Here is a 23,249-nt window from a genome sequence, read left to right on the forward strand (position 1 = left end):
TTGGATTTGGCGGGGATTGCAATCATGCCGACATGGAGTGTGTCTGCATTGGGATCTTCTTCATGGCTAGAGCTTCCGCTTGAAGAATCCGAACAGGCGCATATGAGAAGAAACAAAAGACTGATAAGAATTAAATGAGGCATGAATTTACCGAATTTACTTCAAAATAGCAAAAAAGGCTCTTTGTTTCTATTTTCTTTACAGGTTGGACTGCAAAATTGTGCCCCTGTTTATTATAATTGGCACGGCTCGATCTGTTAGGAGATTGAAATTAAACATGCGTATCTATAGCTGGAATGTGAACGGTATCCGCTCTGCAGAAAAGAAGGGGTTCAATGACTGGTTCAAGAAGACCCAGCCAGAACTGCTCTGTTTGCAGGAAACTCGTGCCGAACTGAATCAGGTCCCCGAAGAAATTCAGGCCCCGGAAGGCTATTTCTGCTATTGGAACGCTTGCCAGAAAAAGAAGGGCTACAGCGGAACAGCGATCTTGAGTCAGATAGAACCGGATGCTGTGGAATATGGCTTTGGAATCGATGAATTTGACGAAGAAGGCCGCGTGGTCCAGCTCATTTTCCCAGATTGGGTTTTGAACTCCATCTATTTCCCGAACGGTGGACAGGGCGAAGATCGTGTGGACTACAAGCTCCGCTTTTACGACGCTTACCTCGACAACTGCATGGACTGGATCAAGCGCGGACGCCACGTGGTGACTCTCGGCGACTTCAACACCTGCCATCAGGAAATCGACATTGCCCGCCCCAAGGAAAATTCCGACATCAGCGGATTTTTGCCGGTGGAACGCGCCTGGATCGACAAATTTATCGCCGCTGGTTTTGAAGATTCCTTCCGCCTCATGCATCCGAATCTGGCAGATTCTTACACCTGGTGGTCCAACCGAGCCAATTCCCGCGAACGGAACGTCGGCTGGCGCATTGATTACGCCTTTGTGGATTCCGCCCTCAAGAGCTATGTGACGGATGCTTCGATTTATCCGGAAGTACAAGGCTCGGACCATTGCCCGATCAGCGTCGATCTTGAACTTCCGTTCCCGCCGATCGATACGAGTAAGGACGAATCTTTTTAACGTTAATATGAGAAAAGCTCCGCGATGCGGAGCTTTTCTTGTATGTCAAACCCGCCGGCGGGTTCCTTTTTTTAAAAGAAATCAGTAGAAGTGCTGGACTTCTTGCAGTGTCCCGAACAGTTCGTTTCCGATTTCAAAGCGCGCCTTGATATGCGTATGCAGATCGCGGAATTCTTTTTCGGTGGCGAGGTTCAAAGCATTCAAGTTTTTGTGCATGTTCGAAATAAAACCGGAAACATAGGCACCGCTCTTTTTCGTTTCCATTTCGGAGTCTATATTCTGCAGTTCCTTGTCCGTTTCGATGCGCGAAATCAGGTAACGGGTGGTGGACTGCAGTTCGCTCAAGAAGTAAACGAGCAAGAGTTCTTCCTGGAGAATGCCGCGCGGATTTTCTGTGGAATACCGCCCAATCTTTTCGATTTTTCCGAAGAAAACGGATGCCTGCGCGTATTCGAGACAAGCGGCGAGAGACGTTTCGCACATGCTCATCTTTTCGCCGATGGCGGCAAACCATTCCCGTCGATCTGTCACATTTGCCTGTGTGATAATCGGGGAAAGGGCGCTGAAAGCATAGAAGACTTCTTCGTAACGGCGGTTGCGCATACGGCAGTTGAAGGCGCGGTTTCGAACCGTCTGGTCTTCGACTGGGTGGGTTAAAGTAATCATAGACGGGTCACCTCGTGGACGCCGGAAATCTTGCGGATTTCTTCGATCAAGTGATCGAGCATGTCACGGCGAGCAATGCGGAATACCAGTCGAACGCGACCGTTCTTTTTGCCGGAAACGACACTCATGCGTTCGATAAAGACCTTGGCACGGGCTGTCGCGTCCATGATGTCGGTCGTGATTCCCTTGCGGTCATCGGTGATGATCTTCAGATGGACCAAGAATTCCTTCTTTGAATCGCGATTCCATTCCATCGAAATGCGGCGGGATTCCGGAATCATCGGCAGATGCGGACAGTCCTTGCGGTGAATTTCAATACCGTGCTTCGGCATCAAGGCGCCGACAATCGGTTCGCCCGGAATCGGGGAACAGCAGTTTGCAAAATGGATAAGCAGACTCGATTCATTGCCCACTTCCACGGGGAGCTGCGATTCGTCCGCCTGGTCTGTCACAAAGAGCTTCACCGGGGAAGTCGGGTCGGCTTCCTTGAATTTTTCCGGATGGATTTTTTGGATAAACTTTTCAAGTTCCGAAAGGGCCATTTCGCCCTGACCGAGCTTTTCGTAAAATTCTTCAATCGTTTTGACGTTGAAGAATTCGCAGATTTCTTCCGTTTTCGGCTGTTCTTCGGCCTTGGTAATCTTGAAAATGCGTAGTTCGCGCATCCAGAGTTCCTTGCCGAGGATCTGAGCTTCTTTGACGATGCTCGTGCGCATCCACCGGCGCAGTTCCTGCTTCGCCTTTTCGGTGCGGACGATTTCGAGCCATTCCGGAAGCGGGTTCTGATTGTGGCTGGTGAGCACCTGGATCGTGGCGCCGTTCTTGACGGTGCGGGTTGCGCTGATCACATCGTTGTTGATGCGGGCGCCGACGCAGTGCAAGCCGAGCTGGGTATGTACGGCAAAGGCGAAATCGAGAACAGTACTGCCTTCCGGAAGTTCAATGGAATCTCCCTTCGGCGTAAACACGGTGATGCCTTCGTCTTTCAAGTCCACATGGAGGAAGTTCAGGTATTCCGTCGAATCCGGAATTTCCGCCTGGAGCTTTGCCAAACGGTCGAGCCATTCGAGTTCTTCACCGCTGCGCTGCGTTTCGAGCTTATAAGCCCAGTGTGCGGCAAAGCCCTTTTCGGCGGTCAGGTCCATGTCCTTGGTGCGGATTTGAACTTCGACCATCTTGTTTTCGGGGCCGATGACCGTCGTGTGAATACTCTGGTAAAGGTTCGGCTTCGGAGTTGCGATGTAGTCTTTGAAAAGACCCTGGATCGGAGTCCAAAGGTTGTGCACATAGCCAAGAGCGAGATAGCATTCCGGGATCGTATCGACAATGATGCGGATTGCGAAGATGTCGAAAATTTCATCGAGCGAACAGCCTCGGCTGAGCATCTTTCCATAGATGCTATAAATGTTCTTTGTTCGACCGGAAATTTTACAGTCGAAATCTTCGAGGACCATTTTAATCTGGAGCGGTCTTACGACGGACTTGATGTAGCGTTCACGCTCTTCCTTGGTAGAAAGCAAATGATCAACGATACGCTTGTATTCGACTGGATTCAGGTATTTGAACGCCAGGTCTTCAAGTTCGGATTTGAACTGGTAAAGACCGAAACGGTGGGTGAGCGGCGTGTAGATATCGAGCGTTTCCTGCGCGATGATCTTTCGCTTTTCGGGCTTCATGTATTGAAGCGTGCGCATGTTGTGCAGACGGTCCGCGATTTTCGTCATGATGACGCGAGGATCCTTTGCCATCGCGTTGATGAATTTTCGATAGGTTTCGGCTTTCTGTTCTACCTTGTTTCCCTGCTTTTGTGCAGCGGAAATTTTGGTTACAGCATCGACCATGAAAGCGGTATCTTCACCAAAACGAGACTTGATTTCTGCAAGCGTATGCGGAGTGTCTTCAACGACATCATGCAGAAGTCCAGCGAGGACAGAAGACGTGTCGAGCTTCATGTCCGCGATGATTTTCGCGACTTCGTAAGGGTGTTCCGTGTACGGCATGCCGCTTTTGCGGAATTGGCCCTTGTGGGCTTCTGCGATAAAGGAGACAGCACTGCGGAGCTTCTGCTCGTCAAGAGCAGGATTTTTTTTCATGAGCACGTGAATGATGTGCTCTTGTGCAAGTTGTAATTGTTCCGTAGCCATACTCTAAATCTATCAAAAAAAGCCTAAAACGAACGGATGATTGCGTTTTATATGGAAAAGATATTATTTTTTTTGAGCCGGACAGGCTTATTTTGCTGAACTCGTTTTGGAGCGGTTTTATGCTAAAATTTGGGATGGTGCTTTGTGCGCTTCTTCTTGTCGCTTGTGGGAGTGACGGATCGAATACGGCGAATGCAGATGTGGATGATGATGTCTTGCTGGATTCCCGTGACGGTCGCACCTATAAGACGGTTCAAATCGGTTCACAGGTTTGGATGGCGGAGAACCTGAATTATAAGACCGATGGCAGTTACTGTTACGAAGATGACGCCTCGAATTGCAAAATCTACGGACGGCTTTATACTTGGGAAACCGCCATGAAGGTTTGCCCGAAAGGCTTCCACTTGCCGAGTCGTGCCGAATTCGATACGCTTTTCCAAGCTGTCGGCGGAAAAAAGAACGCAGCGACGTTGTTGAAATCGACTTCCGGTTGGGAAGGTTATGACGGCGAGGATGGTAATGGAACGGATGCCTATGGATTTTCCGCACTCCCGGGCGGCGAACGCAGCCGAGCCGGAAAGTATTACTCTCTTGGATATGATGCGATGTTCTGGAATTCATCCGACGATAATGAATATCTGAACGCACAATTTCCCAGAGTATTTGCTGGCGATATGATCCTCATGAACAAATATTCGAATGCAAGTCAGGGCGACGTTTACAAAGAGTATGCCTGTAGCGTCCGATGTGTGAAGGATTAGAACTAAAAAGGCTCGCATTGCTGCGAGCCTTTTGAATTTTGAAAAGATGACGATTACAGAAGTTCGCCAATTTGGACTGCGTTGAGAGCGGCGCCCTTACGGATCTGGTCACCGGTGAGCCACAGCGTGTTGCTGTTTTCATCGGCGAGGTCTTTACGGATACGGCCCACATAGACGTTGTCGTGGCCTGCGCTTTCGAGCGGCATCGGATAAACGTAGTTCTGCGGATCGTCCTTGAGGGTCACGCCCGGAGCGTTCTTCAAAGCTTCGCGGATCTGTTCCACGGAAATCGGTTGTTCGGTTTCGAACCAGACGGATTCGGAGTGGGAACGAAGAGAACTCACGCGAACGCAAGTTGCACTGGTGCGAACATCGGAGTGCATAATCTTGCGGGTTTCGTTGAACATCTTCATCTCTTCCTTCGTGTAATCATTTTCCGTCATCTTGTCGATCTGCGGAATGACGTTGTAGGCGAGCTGATGCGGGAATTTGGCAATATGAGTCGTCGTACCCGTTTCGATGATGTCCTTGTACTGCTGCTTCAACTCTTCCATGGCAACGGCACCGGCGCCGCTTGCGCTCTGGTAAGAAGAAATGTGGATCTTCTTGATCTTCGAAATCTTGTTGATCGGATTCAAAACGACAACCATCATGATGGTCGTGCAGTTCGGGTTTGCGATGATGCCCTTACCGCCGAATTCCGGTTTGTAAAGCTTGATGTCTTCCGGATTCACTTCAGGAACGACGAGAGGAACGTTCGGATCCATGCGGTAGAAGCTAGTGTTGTCGATGCAGACAGCACCGGCCTTCACTGCGGACGGAAGGAATTCCTGGGAAATGGCGGCTCCTGCGGAGGAGAACACGATGTCCACACCCTTGAAGGAATCGTGAGTGAGTTCTTCAATAGTCAATTCTTCACCGCGGAACTTGACCTTACGGCCAGCGCTACGCTTGGATGCGAGAAGCTTCAAAGAATCCAGCTTGAAGTTGCGTTCTTCAAGGATGGAGAGGAGTTCTTGTCCTACTGCGCCCGTGGCACCGACTATTGCAACATTACGACTCATAATTTGCCTTTGATTTTTTTTTGTGAGTTGAGGGGGTAAAACTATTTGACGATGACGTTTCCGAGTGCCGTTTTGTATAAGGTGATTGCCTTGGCTGCGGAAACAGCTTGTCGCTTACTTTGTTCGAACTGGGTCTTGCGGTCTTCTGCGTTTTCAAGCGTCGTGTAGGCGTGAAGCGCATAACCGGCGAGCCTTAAACTTTCCGTAGCGCGGATAAGCTGCTGGTGTAGTTCACTTAAGCTGCGCGGATGGAAAAGGGTCGTCGCCTTGCCATTGACTTTGGCTGTCGAATTGCGAATTGCAAGCGCCTTGCTTTCTGCCTTTTCGCGGTTCGGTTCGGAAATGTCGTTCGGAAGCGCATCGATGTCGCCGATCTGGGCTGCGAGGTCGAGCGCTTCGTCTGCAATCTTTTCCGCATGCGAAACGTAACGTTCTACGGAATTGAGAGCTTCTTTTTTTGCAGAGGAAGAAAGTTCGATGGTCGCAGGCTTCGCATCGAAGGAAACCTTTGCACTATCTGCTGCGCGCTCCTTTGCCATAGCTTCGTTCGCAGCAATATTTGCGGCGATGATGGCCGAAGGCGAAAGTTCGCGGGAGAGAAAAGTCCCGTAACCTTCGACTTTGAGGAACGAGAAGAATATCGCCATCAAGAAGATGATGACGGTGACAATTCCGGAAATCGCGGCTTTAATCGCGCCGGTCGCATTTAACGTCTGGATCAAAGCGAGAAGCGCAATGCTCCAGAGAATTGCGAGGCTGATGAGATCAAAAGAAGGCATGGAACCCTAGTTTGAAATTAGAACGGCAGATCGTCTTCAACGTCCGGACCGACGTCCACCGGTGCCGAGGCGATTCCCTGGTTTATGGAAGGAGAGCGACCGTAGCTCGGGGTTGCGGACTGCGGACGGTTGAAGTTACCGCCCCCCTGGAACGAAGAACCGCCCTGACCGCCCCTCGGGGTAAGAAGCTGGAAGGTGTCCATGTTCACGTCGGTAGCGTAGCGCTTTTGACCATTCTGGTCATCCCAGGAACGGTAGGTGAGAGTGCCTTCCACATAAAGGGTCATCCCCTTGTGGACGCCGAGTTGTTCGATGATGTCGGCAATCTTGCCCCAGCCGACGATATTATGCCAATCGGTCTGCTCTCTGGTTTCACCGCTTGCGTCGCGATAACGGCGGGAGGTAGCGAGGGAGAAGGAAACGCGCTTTCGACCACTTGGGGTAACTTTGGTTTCCGGATCCTTGCCGATGTTTCCGATGAGCATGACTTTGTTCAGATAAGGCATTTGGTATTTCCTAGTGAGTTTTTTTTGTTTTGATATAACAACTATATTTTAGGTGCACCTTAAAATATAAAAAATAATGACAGTTAAACTCGCTCTTTCTCATTTTGAAGAATTTTATCCGCAAGAGTTGCGCGGAAAGCGTCTCGGAGCTCTTTTGCACCCGGCGTCTATCGACTCGAATTTGCACCATACGCTGGAAACGCTCCGCCGTTATGACGGAAAACTGTTTCAGTTGTCGGCTCTTTTCGGCCCGCAGCACGGGATCAAGGGGCATACCCAGGACAATATGATCGAATGGGAAGGCTCCGTGGATCCCGAACTGGGAATTCCGGTTTACAGTCTTTACGGAAAGACGCGCGAACCATCCCCGGAAATGCTTTCCCATATCGATGTGCTCTTTGTGGACATGCAGGATGTAGGCGCCCGCTATTACACGTTCATCTGGACGCTTTACCTTTGCATGAAGGCTTGCGAAAAAGCGAACATTCCGGTCGTCGTTCTCGACCGCCCGAATCCGCTCGGCAATACGCTTGAAGGCCCGACTTTGGACCTTGGTTACACAAGCTTTGTCGGCCTTTGGAAACTTCCGATTCGCCACGGAAAAACGATCGGAGAACTTGCGAAGCAGTTCCGCGAAGAATGCTTCCCGAAGTGCGAACTGCATGTGATGGATATGGACGGTTACGATCCGAAGATGTGGTTCGATGAAACCGGACTTCCTTGGGTGATGCCGTCACCGAATATGCCGACTCTCGATACGGCGATTGTTTACCCGGGCATGTGCCTTTTTGAAGCGACGAACGTGAGCGAAGGCCGCGGTACAACGCGTCCTTTTGAAATTTTTGGCGCTCCATTTATCGATGCACCAAAGCTTTGCAAGTACCTGAATGGCTTAAAGCTTCCGGGCGTTTACTTCCGCGAAAATTATTTCCAGCCCACGTTCCACAAGGGTGCAGGCCAGATCTGCGGCGGTGCACAGATCCATGTGACGGATCGCAACGTCTATCGCTCTTTCGACATGGCAATTCGCATTTTGCGTTATTTGCACCATGAATATCCGAAGGATTTCGCATGGAAGCTGCCTCCGTACGAATACGAATATGAAAAGCTACCGATTGACATCTTGCTCGGTTCGGGAACTTTCCGTAGTGAATTTATTGAAAACGGAGAGCTTTAATGCGTATTCTCGTTCTTGCGGCAGGCCTTGGAACGCGCTTGCGCCCATTGACCCTTCAGATGCCAAAGCCTCTGGTGCGCGTTGTGGACAAGACGATTTTGGAGCATCAGGTAGAACTCGCGAATACGGTTCCAGAAGCGCACTTGCATGTGAATGCGCATTATCTGTCGGAGAAGCTATCCGCTGCGGCTCTGTCGTTTGGCTTTGAAAAGGTCTGGGACGAACAGCCGGAGGCCTTGGGAACGGGCGGTCCGCTCTATCGTATGAATCGGGAAGATCCGGTTGATGAACTGCTCGTGATGAATTCGGATTGCTATTGCAAATTCGACCTGAGATCTTTTTTGCGCCTTTCACGTTCTTCGGGAGCTCCGTGTTCTTTGCTCGCGGTGGACAATCCGATGGTGAACTCGATTTATGTGCGTGACGGTTTAATGTCGGGCATCCAGAATCGCTTTGGCCATCAGACGCGGGAACGCGTGACTTTTTCGGGAATTTCCTGGTATTCAAAACGGGCTTTGCAGGACATACGCGAATCTGAAATGGATATTCGTGAATACTGGAAACGTTTGCTCTTGAACGGCGACGCTCCGTTTATCGACGTGAGCCAAAAGTATTCGCTTTGGATTGACATGGGTACTCCGGACGGTTTGATGCGCGCGAGCGATTACCGTCGCAAGGAACTCGGCGTGGGAAATTACGGCGTTCCTCCAGAAATTGCTAAACAAGCGAAGGCGACCGTGATGATGCCTGGGCTTGAAATTCCCTCAAATGCGACTTTTGACCATGCGATTATTTTCCCCGGTGCAAAAATCGAAGATGGCGAATGCGTGAAAAACGAAATCCGTGGAAAGGATTTTAGCTGGCCCATAGGAAGATAAATAGAAGGTAAAGGCCGGAAGATAGGAAGACTTGAAAGATGCTGAATTTTAGAATTGTTCTTTGCGAACCGGAACACCCGCATAACGTAGGCTTTGTCGCCCGCGCCATGCACTGCAATGCGATTCAGGACCTTTACATTGTATACCCGAAACGGGATACCGTGAATCCGGAATCTTACCGGACTGCGCATAATTCTGCCGAAATTTTGGACAATGCGAAAGTCGTGCATACGCTAAGCGAAGCGCTTTCGACAGCCCAATACGCAATCGCTTTTTCGCGACGCCGCTTTGACACGGTGATTCCGCATACGTCGCTTCCGAATATAACGGAAAAGCTTCCAAAGGATGGAACGGTGGCACTCGTCTTTGGACGTGAATCCTGTGGACTTTCGCTCGATGAAATCGATCACTGTGCCATCATTTGTGAAATTCCGGTTCCGGGGCAGATGAGCTTGAATCTTGCACAGGCTGTGACGACGGCTTGTTATGAACTTTGTCGCAGCGGGCTTCTCGACAATGCGGGACTTCGCACGGACCGTGTTCCGCTGAAGCGCGGTCGCGTTGAAAAGGCGAACATGGGTCAAATCGAAAACTTCTTGAAGTACCTGAGTTCCAATTTAACGGGCCGTTACCAGAACAATACCTGGACGGAATCGGCGGTGCGCGAATTTTTGCAGCGTCTTGAACCGACCCGTTTTGAAATGAGCGCTTTGCTTGGACTTGTGAAAAGTTTGGTGATGCGAGGTCAGGAAGACGCCCGCCGAATTGTACAGAAAAAAGAAGCCGAATGGAAGGCTAAAGGATTGATGTAATCCCTTTGGCAAGCCTCTTGTCGGCTTCAAAAAAGTGATTCCCTGGAAATTCGGTGAATGTCGCCGTGACGCCGCTTTCTTGAAAAATGCTTTGGATTTCAAGCGTGTTCGTTTTAACCGTCGCATAGACAGGATTTTGGCTCAAGGCTTCTTTATCGCCAAGGGAAAAAGAAATCCGGTCTATTTTTTCGGAAGGTTCATAAGCCTTGCAGAATTCCAAAAATCCCGGGTACCAAAGGGATCCGGAACCGCAGACGATACGTTTGAACGCGTTCGACGTAAAAGCAGCGTAAACAGCAAAGAGTCCGCAGAGGGAGTATCCCGCGAGTATGGAAAAGCTGGGGGCGGGAATCCGCCTTTGAATTTCCGGTAAAATCTTTTCGGTTAGCTCAGAAAGATAAGCTTTTGCCCCGTCGCCAAAGTCCGGTTCTTTTTTGCGCAGGGCGGAGCATTTCCACGGCGTGAGTTCCGTGTAACAGTCGATTCCATGAATCGCGGCAAAGGAAAAGTCCTTGTCCGTTTGACTTTGGACTTGACGATAAATAGTTTCGCCTTCGTCTTCAAAACAGTTGACGATTACGAGTGGAGCATTTTCCGATTTTGCGGCAAAAATTTCAAGTTCTTTGTTTGCAATTTGCATGGGAACCTATAAAAAGAAAACACTCACATCAATTCCGCCGTTGATCGATTCAATACGGCGTTTGGGCGTAAGGTTTAATGCGTTTTCCGCCTCCTTGCCGGGGACGATCAATGCGATATGGGAATTCTTGAAGTCTGCACGGACCTTCTTTCCGATTTCCCGGTAAAGTCGCGGAATATCGGCGGTAATCCGTTTGCCGTAGGGTGGGTTTAGTGCAAGCAGGGAATTTTCCGAAGCTTTCGGCAGATCAAAAAAGTTCGCCTGGTATATCTGCAAAGTATCGCTCTTTAAGGTTTGCAGATAAGGGGCTGCCGCAGAAGTCTTTAAATTGTATTGGACCGTCGCCAAGGCTTTACTCGAAAGGTCGCTTGCAAAAATTTGAAGTTCAGGCAAAAGATCAAGGCCCGGCGTATGGTTCACCATAAAGTTCCATGCAGCCGGTCGAAAGCTCGGGGCATTCTGCAACGCAAAGCTTCGGGTTTTCCAAAGGTTCGCATGCGCTTTGACAAGAGCCGCTTCACTGGAAAAAGTGCCGCTTCCCGACATCGGATCGAACAGCCTTTGCGACCGCAGAAGCCCTCCTTCAAGGAGCATTGAAGCGGCGAAGGTGTCGCGGACGGGCGCTTCTTCCACATGGCGATTGAAACCCCTTTTGTACAGAGGTTCGCCGGCGAGATCCACACTGAGCGTGCAACGGTCATTTTCAAAGTGCACAAAGAGCGTTTGAACGGGATCCTTTTTGTCCGTTTCCACGCCACAGGCATTTAAGGATGCGTAAACGATCTTTTGCAAGCGTTCGGCAATTGCATCGGAATGATAGAGCCTGGATTTTTTACAGGTCACCTTGATTTCTGGCAGTGGAGTTTTTGGAAAAAAAAGCTCCCAGGGAACTTCCAAAGCCTTTTTTTCTAAACGGCCAAAGTTTTCGGCGGTAAAACTGTCGATGCGCATCACGATTCGTGTACAGGTTCGTGAAAAAGCAATGAGTTTCCAAGCGTCTTCGAGTTTTGCCGTAAAATCCACCGCACCAAAAGAGGTTTGCAGGGGTACTTTCACGCCGAGAAGGGTGAATTCCGCCGCACAGGTCGCTTCAAATCCCGGATGGCAAATCGCCCGAAATTCATGCGGAACGGCTGTAATGTGTCGTTTGACGCGCTTGGAAAGATCCATATTCAAAAGATAGAATATAGATTAATGGGTATGGAACTGAGTACGTTTTACAGACTCGCGTGTGCACTTGCAATCGGTTTGATCATCGGTTTGCAACGTGAAAACACATACCCGACGGAAGAGGAAATTCGCTCTGCCGGTATTCGTACGTTTTCGATTACGAGCGTTTTAGGGGCGCTGGCCGCTTTGATGTCAATCCAGATGGGATCCGCGGCGCCTTTTGTCGGCATGTTGATTGTACTCGGTCTTGTGCTGGCGGCGATGCATATTTCATCTTCTTCGCGTTTTCAGGGCGGTATCACGACGAGCGTTTCGATGATTGCGGTCTTTATGCTTGGTGGACTTTGCCAGTATGGGAAAATTTTAGAAAGCGTAGCGGTCGCTGTAGGTGTTCTTGGCCTTTTGGCATTGAAAGATCCGTTGCATTCCTTTGCGCATCAGGTTTCCAAGGAAGACATCCTTGCGACTCTCAAATTCGCGTTGATTTCGGCGGTTATTTTGCCAATCCTTCCGGAGAAGGCTTATGGGCCTCCGGGATTGGAAGTGCTTTCGCCATATAAAATCTGGATTTTTGTCTGCTTGATTTCGGGCATTTCCTTTATCGGTTATTTTCTAATCAAATGGATCGGTCCGGGAAAAGGGATTGGCCTGACGGGTTTTTTGGGCGGTCTTGCGTCGAGTCTTGCTTTGACGTTGAATCTTTCACAAAGGAGCAAGCAGAATCCGGAATTTTCAAGTTCGCTGACGACGGGAATTGTAATCGCCTGGTCGGTGATGTATTTGCGCATTTATCTGATTTGCATTTTGCTTTTGCCGTCGATTGCGGGGAAGCTTGCGGTTGCGCTGCTTGTACCGCCGATTCCGGGACTTTTGTATGCGTATTATCTGTACAGGCGTAATCGCCGTTTGCATCCGGTGCAGATGACGAATTTTACGAACCCGTTTGAACTTTTGCCGTCGATTAAATTCGGGTTTATTTTTGCGGCCGTGCTCTTCCTTGCGAATGCGGCGCAAAAATATTTCGGAAGTGATGCGCTTTTTATTTCGAGCTTTATTACGGGGCTTGCCAGCATGGATGCGATTACGCTTTCCGTGCTGGATATGACGAAACAGGGCTCGGTTGTCCTTGGGCCTGCGGCGAAGGCGATTGCTGTGGCTGGTCTTGCGAATACGCTTTGCAAAGGCGTTCTCGCGTGTATTTTTGGCGATAGGGAAATGCGCCGTCTGATCATTCCTGCTGTCGGCATCATCAGTGTGGCGTCCTTACCGATTATTTTTTGGGCGTTGTAAATCTCATTATTTTGTTGTAAAACATTACAACATTTTTTGTGGTTCGGGTGATACGGTTCTTGGGGTATCCTTCTAAATTATAAATGGAACGATTCAAGTTCCCTAGACCACACACCCTAACGATAGCGGCCACTTCTGAATGGAGGTGGCCGTTTGTGAGTGGGGGTGCGCCTCTCGAGTTTCATTTCTATTTGTTTGGGGTAAAACAAAAGAAGACCTCCCGAAATCAGGAGGTCTTTCTTTGAGTTCCTACAAGAAGAATTAGGCGTTCTTCTTCGGATCGAGCATGTTGATCGAAATGTGCAGGTCGTTCAACTGTGCAACATCGACTTCGCTCGGGCTCTTGTCCATCGGGCTCGAAGCACTGGTGTTCTTCGGGAACGCGATGTAGTCGCGGATAGATTCTTCACCTTCCATGGTAGCGACAACGCGGTCGAGACCGAAGGCGAGACCACCGTGCGGAGGTGCGCCATACTTGAAGGCGTCAACGAAGAAACCGAACTTTTCCTTCACCTGTTCTTCGGAAAGACCGAGGAGACGGAAAACCTTTTCCTGAACTTCCGGGTTATGAATACGGATGGAACCACCACCGATTTCAACACCGTTCAAGACGAGGTCATAAGCTTCTGCGTTGCAATCCTTGAGATTGCCGTCGAGCATCATTTGGAGATGTTCCGGAAGCGGATTCGTGAACGGGTGGTGCATCGCCATGTAGCGACCTTCCGTTTCGCTGTATTCGAACATCGGGAATTCGGTAATCCACACGAATTCACGCTTCTTCGGGTCGCGGAGACCCTTGATGCGAGCGACTTCGAGACGGAGCTGACCCATCGCGGTTGCAGCGGTTTTTTCCGGACCTGCGATGAAGAACATCATGTCGCCGCACTTCGCGCCGACAGCGTCGCGGAGTGCGTTCAGCTGTTCAGTCGTGAAGAACTTGCCGACCTGGGTTTCGACTTCGTCATTTTCCTTGACGCGCATCCAAACGAGACCCTTGGAACCGTACTTGCCGACGTAAGCGGTGAGTTCGTCAATCTGCTTACGGGTAAAGTCCACACAGCCCTTGGCTGCGATTCCGCGGATCTTACCACCAGCGGCGACGCAGTTCTTGAACACGCCAAAATTGGACTTGGCACCGATTTCAGACACATCGTGAATTTCGAGGTCAAAGCGAAGATCCGGCTTGTCGCTCCCGTACTTGAGCATGGCTTCGGCCCACTTCATGCGGCGAATCTTCTTAGGCGGTTCGAAGTTCCAAACCTTGCCGAGCACGTCGGTCACGAACTTGTCGAACATTTCCATGACTTCGTCCTGGTTGACGAAAGACATTTCCACATCGATCTGGGTGAATTCCGGCTGACGGTCTGCGCGAAGGTCTTCATCGCGGAAGCACTTGGCGACTTGGAAGTAGCGGTCCATACCGGCAATCATCAAGAGCTGCTTGTACTGCTGCGGCGACTGCGGAAGAGCATAGAACTTGCCCGGGTTCACGCGGGACGGCACAAGGTAGTCACGTGCACCTTCCGGAGTGGACTTGCAAAGGCACGGCGTTTCGATGTTTTCAAAACCGTTTGCGTAGAAGAAGTCGTACACGGCCTTGAGGAAACGGCTCTTGAGGAGGAGTTTCTTCTGAATCCACGGACGGCGAAGGTCGAGGTAACGGTACTGCAGGCGAAGGTCGTCGTTTTCCTTGCATTCTTCGTTCGGGTCATTGATCGCGAGCGGAGAAGTGAGAGCGGCGTTTAAAATTTCAAGCGTGTCTGCCTTGACTTCAATATCGCCAGTAGAGAGCTTTTCGTTCGTGTTGCCTTCTTCACGGGCATAGACCTTACCAGTCACGTAAATAACGTATTCGTTACGGAGCTGTTCAGCGGTCTTCAAAACTTCGGCATTGTAATCCGGGTTGAAAACGATCTGCGTCTTGCCAAACTTGTCGCGGAGGTCGACGAAAATGACTCCACCATGGTCGCGGCGGCGATCCACCCAACCGGCGAGGGTTACAGTCTGGCCAACATCTTCCTTGCGAAGTTGGCCGCAGTTATGTGTGCGTTTCATAAAGAGAACTTCCTTGATTGGGAATATTAAGCATGACAAATATAAAAAACTCGCTCTTCAATACAGGCAAAAATTTATTTTTTGAGAGAGGAAAACGGGTAAAGTTTGCAAAAAAGAAAGACTCCATTCACGATCTTGTGGATTATCCTTGCTCTGTGCGGGGGTGGTCTTGTCGTATGGGATTTGACGGCTTTCCCCGATTATATTTACGAAAATCCTTCCAATCTTCCGTTTGACCATGAAAAACACGGGGAATCCCTCGGTTTGGACTGCTCCAAGTGCCATCTGGGTGCGGAATCCGGAATCCGAGCCGGGATGCCGTCCAAGATGGACTGTATGGACTGCCACAATCTGCCGTTAAGCGATTCCCCGGAAAATGAAGCCTTTGAAAAGGCGCTTTCGGACGCCAAAGAAATGCCGTTCACGTTCACAAGCCTTTTACCGGCTAACGTCGTCTTTCCGCACGGGTTGCATGTGAAGTCCGGCGTGAGCTGTGAAACGTGCCACGGTTCTGCAAAAGAAATCGATGCGGGACGCCGTCCCAAGGTGCGCATGCAGGACTGCTTGGCCTGCCACCAGGGAAAGCGTGGATTTCCACCGGCATCGACCGATTGTGCGAGGTGCCACCGATGAAAATTTCACGCGCCTCTTTTTTAAAACTTTTGACGGGGTCGTTTGCCGCGCTTTCGCTGTTTGGATGCCGCAAGGAAGAATCCCTGCCGAAAAATACGCATCGGGAAGTCCCTTCTAAAGCGGATTTGAGCCTTTGGGAAAAAGAAATCGACGAGGCGAGGTTTGCAAATCCTAAACCGGAATCCTTGGTGATGGTCCATCGACCGGGAAAGCATCCGAAGTTTCCGGATGCGGACGTGAGATTCGGCATGGCGATTGATTTGGATCTGTGCGACAGCTGCGGAAAATGCGCACTTGCCTGCATGGTCGAAAATAACGTTCCACGTGTGAATGCGTTAGAAGCTAGCAAGGGACGTTATATGCATTGGCTAGAACTGCGAGGCGGCATGCCTGTGATGTGTGCCCACTGTGGAGACGCACCTTGTGAAAAGGTTTGCCCGACGGGTGCCGCTGTGGCAAGTCCGGACGGTTTTTCGTCGATGGTTTATCCGCGTTGCATTGGAACGCGATTTTGCGGCGCTAACTGCCCCCTGCACGCGCGCAAATTCAATTATACCGATGCTGCAGAACAAGGCCTCGCCGCTAAATTCAACCCGGAAGTCCCGCTTCGTCCGCAGGGAGTTATGGAAAAGTGTTCCCTGTGCATTCAAAGGCTCCAAAACGCCCGAATTCAAGCCAAGACATTTGGGCTTGAATGGCAGGGAAGTGGAGTGATGCCCGCGTGCGCGGCGGCATGCCCAAAACACGCAATTATATTTGGTAACTGGTTGAATCTGAATTCGGATCTTGTGCGGAAAACGCGTGGACGCGCTATTTACGCTCCGAAGTCGATTGCCAAATTCTTACCGGCTGTTGTATATCTGAGGGGCAAAGCATGAATCGAAACTTTTTGATTTTTGGACTGGTGCTGCTGTTGCCCAGCCTCTTTGCCGTGGATTCTGCACTTTCGCTTGGACCTGCGAGTTGGGCTCTTTCTCAAAAATCTTTTTGGGGAACGCCGATTGCGGATTTTGTTTTTTGGATTGGTCTTGCGCATGCGGGTACTTTTTTTTCGGCGATCTTGCTTGTGTTTGGCGTGCGTTGGCAACACCGCGTTGCATTCCTAGCGGAACTTTCGACGATTGCATCACTTGGCGTTGCGGCTTTTTTTCCGCTGATCCACTTGGGAATTCCGGAAGCTTTTTACAATATGATTCCGGTAGGGAATGCGTCTTCCGTGTATGTGAACGTGGAGTCTCCGCTGATTTGGGATTTTGTGGCGATTTTTGTTTATGGCGCAGTTTCTGTGCTCTACCTTCTGCTGCATCTTTTTTCTGTAAAAAACGCATGCCTTGAAAAATACCGCAGACCGTTTGCGTGGATTCTTTTTCCATTGGTGCTGTGGGTGCACACAATTGTTTCGCTGGATTTTGCGGTGACTTTTGTGCCAGGGTGGCAGGGCGCCTATTTTCCGCTGTACTTTATTTTTGGTGCACTGTTTTCGGGCGTCGCCTTGGTGCAGGTGCTTGTGGTACTTGCGCATCATCGGGTGCGGGCGGTGGAAGATCTGCTGATAGCCTTTTCGTGGGCGCTTCTCGCGTTTTGGATGTGGGAAGCGAATGTAAAGGAGATTTGGCATCCGGAACTTTTGGCGTTTGGATTTTTGGTGCCGCAACTTTTGTGGATTTCCAAAGTACGTGAAATTTCGGCGGTGCGTGCATTAGTGGCGATTTCGGTGATGGTGAGCCTTTGGTGGGAGCGCATCATTCTTGTGCAATCCGAAAATTTGGATTGGACCTGGGTGGATCTTGGATTGATTTCGTTTGGAATCGGTGCTTTCTGTGTGGCGTTTTCCCTATTGCGGATAGGACTGAAAAAGCTTTTTCCGCAGGCTTTTGATGAAGACGTGATGGAAGCTGTGCGTGCAAGAGCATGCTCTTTTGAAAGGAAAAAGTTTTGGATCTCTGTGGGCGTGGGCGCATTTGCGGCGGTTGCTTTTGCGATTTATTTTGTAAACCATGCGCCGGCGTTCCCTTGCGAGCGAATGATTCCTGTGCTTTTCCCGATAGGAGCTTTATGTGCGGGAGTCTCTCTTTCGCTTTTTGCGATGGCGGAACTTTGGAAGCCTCGCGTGGCAGTGCTATGTACTGTTCTTTTGGGAATTTTTGCACTTGCGTTTGGCGGTTTACTCTACCGCGGAACGGATGTTTCGTATACGGAATCCTTTGCAACAGTGGAAAGTGTGAATCCTGCGCTTGGAACATCGAAGCAGGCCGCTCGGGAACTGTGGAACGCCCGGTGCGCAGCTTGTCACGGAAAAGATGGAAATATGAATCGCAAATTTGTGCATGAATTTTATCCATTGCCGCAAACTCTTTCGCTTGAACGGATCGATTCCTTGGGGCTGGATTCTCTTTCCCAGGTTGTGCTGAACGGTCGAAATTATATGCGTCCATTCCGCGGACGTGTGACCGATGCGGAAGCCTTTGCCTTGGTGTGTTACATGCGGAGCCTTGCGCTTCAAAAGAAGGAGGGAAGCGCCCCATGACCTCTCTTGCGTATATGCTCGCCGCCCTATTCGCCATGATTCCTTCGCCATTCCTTTTTAAGGATCCGATGCGTCTTCCTTTGCGCGGGGCGGCGATTGCGATTGTTTTGCTTGTCGATGAACTTTTTGTATGGCTTGTATCTTCGCCGGAGTATCCGCATTATGGACTGTTGCCGTTCCAGATGCTCGCATTGATGCTCTGCGTTTCGACACTTTTCTTGGGCAGAAGACGGCGCTTGTTCGCTTCACTTGCGACTGTGCTTTGGATGTGGATCGATTTCTTCGGTATGCTTTCGCTGTCTTATCGGGGTGTTCCGTTCCAATGGCTTCCTTTTGTCGTTCTCCTGCTTGCCTTTTTGCCCATCTTTTTCATGCATCCCTATAAAAAAGAGTCCCGCTTTTTTCTTGCGGTCATTTGGGCCGCAGCGTGGATGCTCTCTTATTTCTTTGAACTGTAAACGCTGTTGCGAAATCAAGGTTCCGGCAAAAGATTGCCACGGATGATTTCAATCGAATCGCCGACAAGGCTGATGATGTTTGTCGGGTGAATGCCGATTTCTCCGCAGTCGATCATCATATCGACGCTGTACTGGAAAATTTTCCAAAGATCATCGGGTTCCGTCAAGACTTCGTCATCCGAAAGCTTGGCTGCCGTGCTCAGAATCGGTTTGTCGTAAATGCGGAAGAGTTCTTTGAAGAACGGATGTTCCGGCATGCGGAAGCCGACTTCCGGACGTTTCACATCGAGCTTGCGGGCGATCGAGGGGTCTGCAGGCAGAATAAAGGTATAAGGTCCCGGAACGCGATGTTTCATAATCTGAAAGGCAAAATTGCTGACGTGAGCGAATTCCGATGCCTTGCGAATGTCCGGAAGGATAATCGCCATCACAAATTTCTTCATCGGCTTTTTCAGCTGGTAAAGACGGTGAATGGCCTTCGACGATTGGGCGTTGCAACCGATCGCATAACCGGATTCCGTCGGGTAAAGAACCAGACCGTCTTTGTCGAGAATATCGGCTGCCTGCTTCACAAAGCGAGGTTGCGGATTCAAAGGATGTACTTCAAGTCGCGTTGAATTCATAGCATAAATTTAACATTCGGGAATGACGTGTGTGGAAACGAATGCGTCCGGATAATGCTTTAAAACGAACTTTCCGAAGCGTAAGTCTACCGAAATAACGTCAAAACGACATCTTTGATCCTGTCCGCCGTGGTAATGCAAAAAATGCGCAGCAGTTTTCCAAACCTGATTCTGTTTACGAAGGTTCACCCGGCTCGCTGGATTTCCCGCGTTAGAATCCCAGACGGATTTGACTTCGACAAAAAGGATGACTCCCTTGGGATTTATGGCAACGATATCCAGCTCGCCGTTTTGATAACGGTAATTCCTAGCGAGAAGGGTGCACCCTTTTCGGCAAAGATAAGCGGCCGCATGCAGCTCCGCGAATCGACCTTTTTGTTTATTGTAACTCTTCTCGCTTTTCCGCACAATCATTGCGCGAGGAGCCCCAGAACACGCATTTCAGAAATAGCGAGGTCGCTCGATTCGTTCACAATGTAAGCGTCATCGAGGAACACTTGAATTTCGGTCGTTTCCATCGCTTTCATCGTCGGATATTGAACGCCTTTGATATCTTCCAACTGGATCGTTTGACGGAAACCTTCCTTGGTCAGCAACGAAAGGGTTTTCGGCTTGTTGAAGATGCGGAAGCGATCGCCGAAATCGTCATCGATGGACTTTTGGAAGCCCGAGGCGATACCGATGTTCGTGATGATGGTCGGTTGGTTAAAGTCGAGAATACAGATCGGGGCACGGGAATTCGTCGGCATCGGGATGAGCCATGCCGATTTTAAATCCTTGTCTAAAAGATTCGACGGTTCGTAATCGTCATCGCCTTCCATGTCGCGTTCTTCGTAGGCTGCGCGAACTTCGACGCCGGAAACTTCTTGTAATGTTTTGGGCGGTTTGTACGTTAGCAAGAAGGCGAGAATCAAGAGGATCAAAAGCGGGAAAAGTGCAATCGCAAACAGCATCGCGTGCTTGTTTGTAAACCTGCAAACCTTGTCGGCCACCTGGTTTGAAATCAACGGACGGTTTTTGATGAGCTTGCGAATGCTCAGGGTGTCGTGACCGTGATGATCACCCGGGTGGAGCGGCGCAAAGACAATGTCCAGGGCGTCGAGGAATTCCTGCATGTCCTTGAAACGGTCTGCAACGTTTTTCTTGAGACACTTGAGAATGAGTTTCGCAAGTCCTCGCGGCATGTCGGGACGGAAGTTCTCCGGATTAGGAGGTTCTTCTTGCACATGCTTCATCGCAATTTCGATCGGCTTGGAACCAGTGAACGGCAAGCGTCCACAGGTCATTTCGAATAAAATAACGCCTAGACTGTAGATGTCGGATCCAATCGTCACTTCATCACCGTGGCACTGTTCGGGAGACATATATTCCGGTGTTCCCATGGTCATGCCGGTCAAGGTCAATCGTTCCGCGGATTGAATGTGCGAAATACCGAAGTCCATCAGGTACACACGGTTGTCGTGCGTAATCATGATGTTCGAAGGCTTTACGTCTCGGTGGACAATCGACTTGCTATGCGCATAAAGAAGACCACGGGCAACTTGCTTCGTGATGATTTCGATGGCGTCAAAATCGAGACGACGACGGTGCTCTAGCACTTCCGAAAGGGTGCTGCCTTTCACGTAGGTCATTGCAATGAAAAGCTGATTGCCTTGCTTTCCAAAATCGAACACTTGAACCAAGTTCTGGTGGTCCAGTTCCTTCATCGCTTGCGCTTCCATATAGAAGCGTTCGATGGATTCCTTATCCGAAGAAGCATCGAGTACCTTGAGAGCGACTTCTCGTTTCAGGTTCTTTTGCAGGGCTTTGTAAACATAGCCCATGCCCCCTTTTCCGAGGACTCCCAAAATCTCATAGTTCTCATTGAACGGTCTTGGAAATTTTTCTACGGTCATTTTGCTTTCTTCATGGTTTCTAAAGCGAATATTACAACAATATAAATTATGAATGCAATGCCGAGTGGAATGCACCAATCTAAAAGGGCAGGCTCAAGGCCTGTAAACACATTCTGCAGGGAAGATTGGTTATAACTCGTCCAAATCGCATTCGAAAGAATCTGTGCAAAGGAGGTCACTTGGTCCTTGGGGACGAGTGCTCCGGAAAGCGCGATCTGCGGAAGGATGATCAGCGGCAAAAAGGCGTTTGCCTGCCCCGGGTTACGTGCAAATGTGCTCAACAAAAGTCCCGCCGCCGAAGCTGGAACGACCGTCATCCAAAGAGAAATCAGTAGTTCTGGAGTCGGATAGACGCCGATGTTTTCTGCAAAGAGCGCATAGGCGATAAAGGTTTCGAACATGGCAAAGAATGCGGTGAAGATAAGCTTTGCGCTTATGACCGAAAGCGGGGAAGTCCCCTTGCGAAATTCATCGAGAAGCAAGGCTTTTTCTTGAACGATTTCACGCACGGAAAGCGAAAGGGCAAACCAGTTCGCACAAAGGACAAGTGCAAAGGCGGCAACCCAGAGCGAAGAAGTGCTTGAAAAAATCTGCGACAGCAAAAAGCCGATAATGAGCGGCTGAAGTAAAAGGGAGAACGCCTTGCCGCGGTCCCGGATCCATTGCTTCCAAAGCAGCGAAAAGAAGTAGAAGAACATGTTTTTTCGCAGAAGTTGAGGAAAAAAGCTTCGGGTCACTTCTGGTTCTTCGATGGCGTTTCCACGTCCCGATTCAATCCAATTGTTTACGGTGTTATCGGAAAGCGTTTCGAGAATTCCTTCTGGATCTTCGGCGTTAAAAAAGCGGAAGGCGTCTTTCGGGGTGCCGTAGAATCCCATCTTGCCCTGATGAATCAGCAGTACTTCGTCAGAAACTTGCAGCGCTTCGTAACTGTGGGTCGTGAGAATGACCGTATGTCCTTTGGCGGCAAGAATCTTGAGATGGGCACAAAGGCGCTTGGCGTTCAGCGGATCAAGTCCCGAAAGCGGTTCGTCCAAAAGGATTAGGCCGGGAGCGCCCATCAACTGCGAAGCGATGGCGACGCGACGACGTTCTCCGCCAGAAAGTACGCTGATTCGGCTGCTTTCCAGTTCTGTAATGTGCAAAAGATTTAAGAGTTCCCGTGCTCGGGCATCGGTCTCTTCTGCGGAATAGTCCTTCGGAAGCGAGATGCGGGCGGCAAGCCTTAGGGTTTCTAAAACGGTCAGCGAATCGCGGAGTAACGGTTCTTGCGGTAAATAAGCAATTTCACGGCGAACGTTACCTTGTTCGTAATCGATGCCGTCCAAGAGAATGCTCCCGCTTGCTTTGCGAACTTTTCCAGCTAGCAGTTCGAGGAATGTGCTTTTTCCTTGACCGCTCATGCCGATAATCGAAAGGATTTTCCCTGCCGAAAGGGAAAAGCGGATAGCGTGGAGAATTTCTTTGCGGGAAAGTTTTACGGAAATGTCTTTGACGACGAGCGAAAATCCGATGTCTTTCTGGTGAACAAAAAGATTTCCATCGCGGAATTCAAGGAGGCACCAGGGAAGCTTCAGCGTTTCATGATTTTCAAGGTACTGCGTTTTATGCAACCGTTGATGGATAAAGACGAGCTTCAGACGCTTGCCTTCGAGCTTTGCCTGGGCGAGAACCTTCGGGCAAGCGGGGTGCAGAATCGTTCCTGCTTCATCGTCGTTCGTGCCGCGGCGAAGTAAAACGCTCGTGTCTTCGGAAAGCGGTATCGCTGGGACGTCTTCGACGGAACGGACGTGCGAAAGAGAAAGTTCTCTCTGCTTTAAGGAAAAACGGATTTGTTGCAACCCGAGCAGAAAAACGTCGCCGTGGCAGATCTCTTTTTCGTCAATGTTTTTCCCGTCGAAAAGGGTTCCCGACGTCTGACTCAAATTGGTAAAAATCCAATGTCCATCACGGCATTCGATTTTTGCATGGTGTCTAGAAACGGAAGCGTCTTTCAGCTCAAAGTCCACATCTTTGCCACGCCCAATCAAAAAAGGAGCGTCCGCAGAAATCTTCTGAACGAAAAAAGTAGAAGCCATGAACTT

The 23,249-nt window shown here is 49.9% G+C and carries 22 protein-coding genes; 10 read left to right on the forward strand and 12 right to left on the reverse strand.

Translation table 11 applies throughout. The features are described from left to right. Positions 1–277: 277 nt before the first annotated feature. Complete coding sequence (locus MR847_RS10845; protein ID WP_287723747.1) at positions 278–1,087, forward strand: exodeoxyribonuclease III; 810 nt, start codon at positions 278–280, stop codon at positions 1,085–1,087. A gap of 81 nt (positions 1,088–1,168) precedes the next feature. Here MR847_RS10845 and MR847_RS10850 read toward each other — a convergent pair whose 3' ends face one another. Both MR847_RS10850 and MR847_RS10855 read right to left on the reverse strand, forming a co-directional pair. Further along, positions 1,169–1,753 (reverse strand): hypothetical protein, encoded by a 585-nt coding sequence (locus tag MR847_RS10850; RefSeq protein WP_106520166.1) that lies wholly within the window; start codon positions 1,751–1,753, stop codon positions 1,169–1,171. Beyond that, complete coding sequence (locus MR847_RS10855; RefSeq protein WP_100426519.1) at positions 1,750–3,897, reverse strand: RelA/SpoT family protein; 2,148 nt, start codon at positions 3,895–3,897, stop codon at positions 1,750–1,752. The genes MR847_RS10850 and MR847_RS10855 overlap by 4 nt, the downstream gene beginning before the upstream one ends. A gap of 119 nt (positions 3,898–4,016) precedes the next feature. Here MR847_RS10855 and MR847_RS10860 point away from each other — a divergent pair, with 119 nt between their 5' ends. Then, entirely contained in the window at positions 4,017–4,658 is a 642-nt protein-coding gene (locus MR847_RS10860) for a fibrobacter succinogenes major paralogous domain-containing protein (RefSeq protein WP_277003609.1), read from the forward strand. Between the two features lie 53 nt (positions 4,659–4,711). Here the strand turns inward: MR847_RS10860 and MR847_RS10865 are convergent, their stop codons facing one another. From MR847_RS10865 to MR847_RS10875, 3 genes are read right to left on the reverse strand one after another with little or no spacing between them, the layout of a single operon-like run. Further along, positions 4,712–5,722 carry an aspartate-semialdehyde dehydrogenase gene (locus tag MR847_RS10865; RefSeq protein ID WP_277003606.1) on the reverse strand — a complete coding sequence of 337 codons (1,011 nt, stop codon included), beginning with the start codon at positions 5,720–5,722 and terminating at the stop codon, positions 4,712–4,714. 41 nt (positions 5,723–5,763) lie between these two features. Next, positions 5,764–6,501 carry a hypothetical protein gene (locus MR847_RS10870; RefSeq protein ID WP_287723748.1) on the reverse strand — a complete coding sequence of 246 codons (738 nt, stop codon included), beginning with the start codon at positions 6,499–6,501 and terminating at the stop codon, positions 5,764–5,766. Between the two features lie 17 nt (positions 6,502–6,518). Continuing rightward, positions 6,519–7,007 (reverse strand): single-stranded DNA-binding protein, encoded by a 489-nt coding sequence (locus MR847_RS10875; protein ID WP_100426523.1) that lies wholly within the window; start codon positions 7,005–7,007, stop codon positions 6,519–6,521. A gap of 76 nt (positions 7,008–7,083) precedes the next feature. Between MR847_RS10875 and MR847_RS10880 the strand changes: the two genes are divergently transcribed. From MR847_RS10880 to MR847_RS10890, 3 genes are read left to right on the forward strand one after another with little or no spacing between them, the layout of a single operon-like run. Beyond that, positions 7,084–8,184 carry an exo-beta-N-acetylmuramidase NamZ family protein gene (locus MR847_RS10880; protein ID WP_287723749.1) on the forward strand — a complete coding sequence of 367 codons (1,101 nt, stop codon included), beginning with the start codon at positions 7,084–7,086 and terminating at the stop codon, positions 8,182–8,184. Next, positions 8,184–9,062 carry a sugar phosphate nucleotidyltransferase gene (locus MR847_RS10885; RefSeq protein WP_287723750.1) on the forward strand — a complete coding sequence of 293 codons (879 nt, stop codon included), beginning with the start codon at positions 8,184–8,186 and terminating at the stop codon, positions 9,060–9,062. The genes MR847_RS10880 and MR847_RS10885 overlap by 1 nt, the downstream gene beginning before the upstream one ends. A 38-nt stretch (positions 9,063–9,100) precedes the next feature. Further along, positions 9,101–9,874, forward strand: coding sequence for an RNA methyltransferase (locus tag MR847_RS10890; RefSeq protein WP_100426526.1), 774 nt, complete (start codon positions 9,101–9,103; stop codon positions 9,872–9,874). Here the strand turns inward: MR847_RS10890 and MR847_RS10895 are convergent. After that, complete coding sequence (locus MR847_RS10895; protein WP_287723751.1) at positions 9,858–10,514, reverse strand: alpha/beta hydrolase-fold protein; 657 nt, start codon at positions 10,512–10,514, stop codon at positions 9,858–9,860. The genes MR847_RS10890 and MR847_RS10895 overlap by 17 nt on opposite strands. 6 nt (positions 10,515–10,520) lie before the next feature. Continuing rightward, on the reverse strand, positions 10,521–11,684 hold the full coding sequence (locus MR847_RS10900; protein WP_100426528.1) for a THUMP domain-containing class I SAM-dependent RNA methyltransferase: 1,164 nt from the start codon (positions 11,682–11,684) through the stop codon (positions 10,521–10,523). Positions 11,685–11,714: 30 nt separating this feature from the next. Here MR847_RS10900 and MR847_RS10905 point away from each other — a divergent pair, with 30 nt between their 5' ends. Further along, complete coding sequence (locus tag MR847_RS10905) at positions 11,715–12,974, forward strand: MgtC/SapB family protein (protein ID WP_287723752.1); 1,260 nt, start codon at positions 11,715–11,717, stop codon at positions 12,972–12,974. Positions 12,975–13,235: 261 nt separating this feature from the next. Here the strand turns inward: MR847_RS10905 and aspS are convergent, their stop codons facing one another. After that, positions 13,236–15,029, reverse strand: a complete 1,794-nt coding sequence (gene aspS / locus MR847_RS10910) for an aspartate--tRNA ligase (protein WP_287723753.1) — start codon at positions 15,027–15,029, stop codon at positions 13,236–13,238. A gap of 105 nt (positions 15,030–15,134) precedes the next feature. Here aspS and MR847_RS10915 point away from each other — a divergent pair, with 105 nt between their 5' ends. Genes MR847_RS10915 through MR847_RS10930 form a run of 4 tightly spaced genes read left to right on the forward strand, consistent with a single transcriptional unit; the run spans position 15,135 to position 18,647 of the window. Then, positions 15,135–15,662, forward strand: a complete 528-nt coding sequence (locus MR847_RS10915; RefSeq protein ID WP_287723754.1) for a cytochrome c3 family protein — start codon at positions 15,135–15,137, stop codon at positions 15,660–15,662. Beyond that, complete coding sequence (locus MR847_RS10920; protein WP_287723755.1) at positions 15,659–16,540, forward strand: 4Fe-4S dicluster domain-containing protein; 882 nt, start codon at positions 15,659–15,661, stop codon at positions 16,538–16,540. The genes MR847_RS10915 and MR847_RS10920 overlap by 4 nt, the downstream gene beginning before the upstream one ends. Then, positions 16,537–18,189, forward strand: coding sequence for a c-type cytochrome (locus MR847_RS10925; protein WP_287723756.1), 1,653 nt, complete (start codon positions 16,537–16,539; stop codon positions 18,187–18,189). Before MR847_RS10920 ends, MR847_RS10925 begins: the two co-directional genes overlap by 4 nt. Beyond that, the gene (locus MR847_RS10930) at positions 18,186–18,647 is read left to right on the forward strand and encodes a hypothetical protein (protein WP_287723757.1); all 462 of its coding nucleotides are present in this window, start codon (positions 18,186–18,188) and stop codon (positions 18,645–18,647) included. The genes MR847_RS10925 and MR847_RS10930 overlap by 4 nt, the downstream gene beginning before the upstream one ends. A gap of 14 nt (positions 18,648–18,661) precedes the next feature. Here the strand turns inward: MR847_RS10930 and MR847_RS10935 are convergent, their stop codons facing one another. Genes MR847_RS10935 through MR847_RS10945 form a run of 4 tightly spaced genes read right to left on the reverse strand, consistent with a single transcriptional unit; the run spans position 18,662 to position 23,243 of the window. Beyond that, a complete protein-coding gene (locus tag MR847_RS10935; RefSeq protein WP_287723758.1) occupies positions 18,662–19,240 on the reverse strand; it encodes an L-threonylcarbamoyladenylate synthase in 579 nt (192 codons plus the stop codon). Between the two features lie 39 nt (positions 19,241–19,279). Continuing rightward, complete coding sequence (locus tag MR847_RS11075; protein WP_100426536.1) at positions 19,280–19,684, reverse strand: YraN family protein; 405 nt, start codon at positions 19,682–19,684, stop codon at positions 19,280–19,282. Continuing rightward, positions 19,681–21,165 (reverse strand): serine/threonine-protein kinase, encoded by a 1,485-nt coding sequence (locus MR847_RS10940; protein WP_100426537.1) that lies wholly within the window; start codon positions 21,163–21,165, stop codon positions 19,681–19,683. The genes MR847_RS11075 and MR847_RS10940 overlap by 4 nt, the downstream gene beginning before the upstream one ends. Next, a complete protein-coding gene (locus tag MR847_RS10945; protein ID WP_287723759.1) occupies positions 21,162–23,243 on the reverse strand; it encodes an ATP-binding cassette domain-containing protein in 2,082 nt (693 codons plus the stop codon). Before MR847_RS10945 ends, MR847_RS10940 begins: the two co-directional genes overlap by 4 nt. Positions 23,244–23,249: the final 6 nt, after the last annotated feature.

The organism is Hallerella sp. (assembly GCF_022776125.1).
GTDB classification, from domain to species: domain Bacteria; phylum Fibrobacterota; class Fibrobacteria; order Fibrobacterales; family Fibrobacteraceae; genus Hallerella; species Hallerella succinigenes.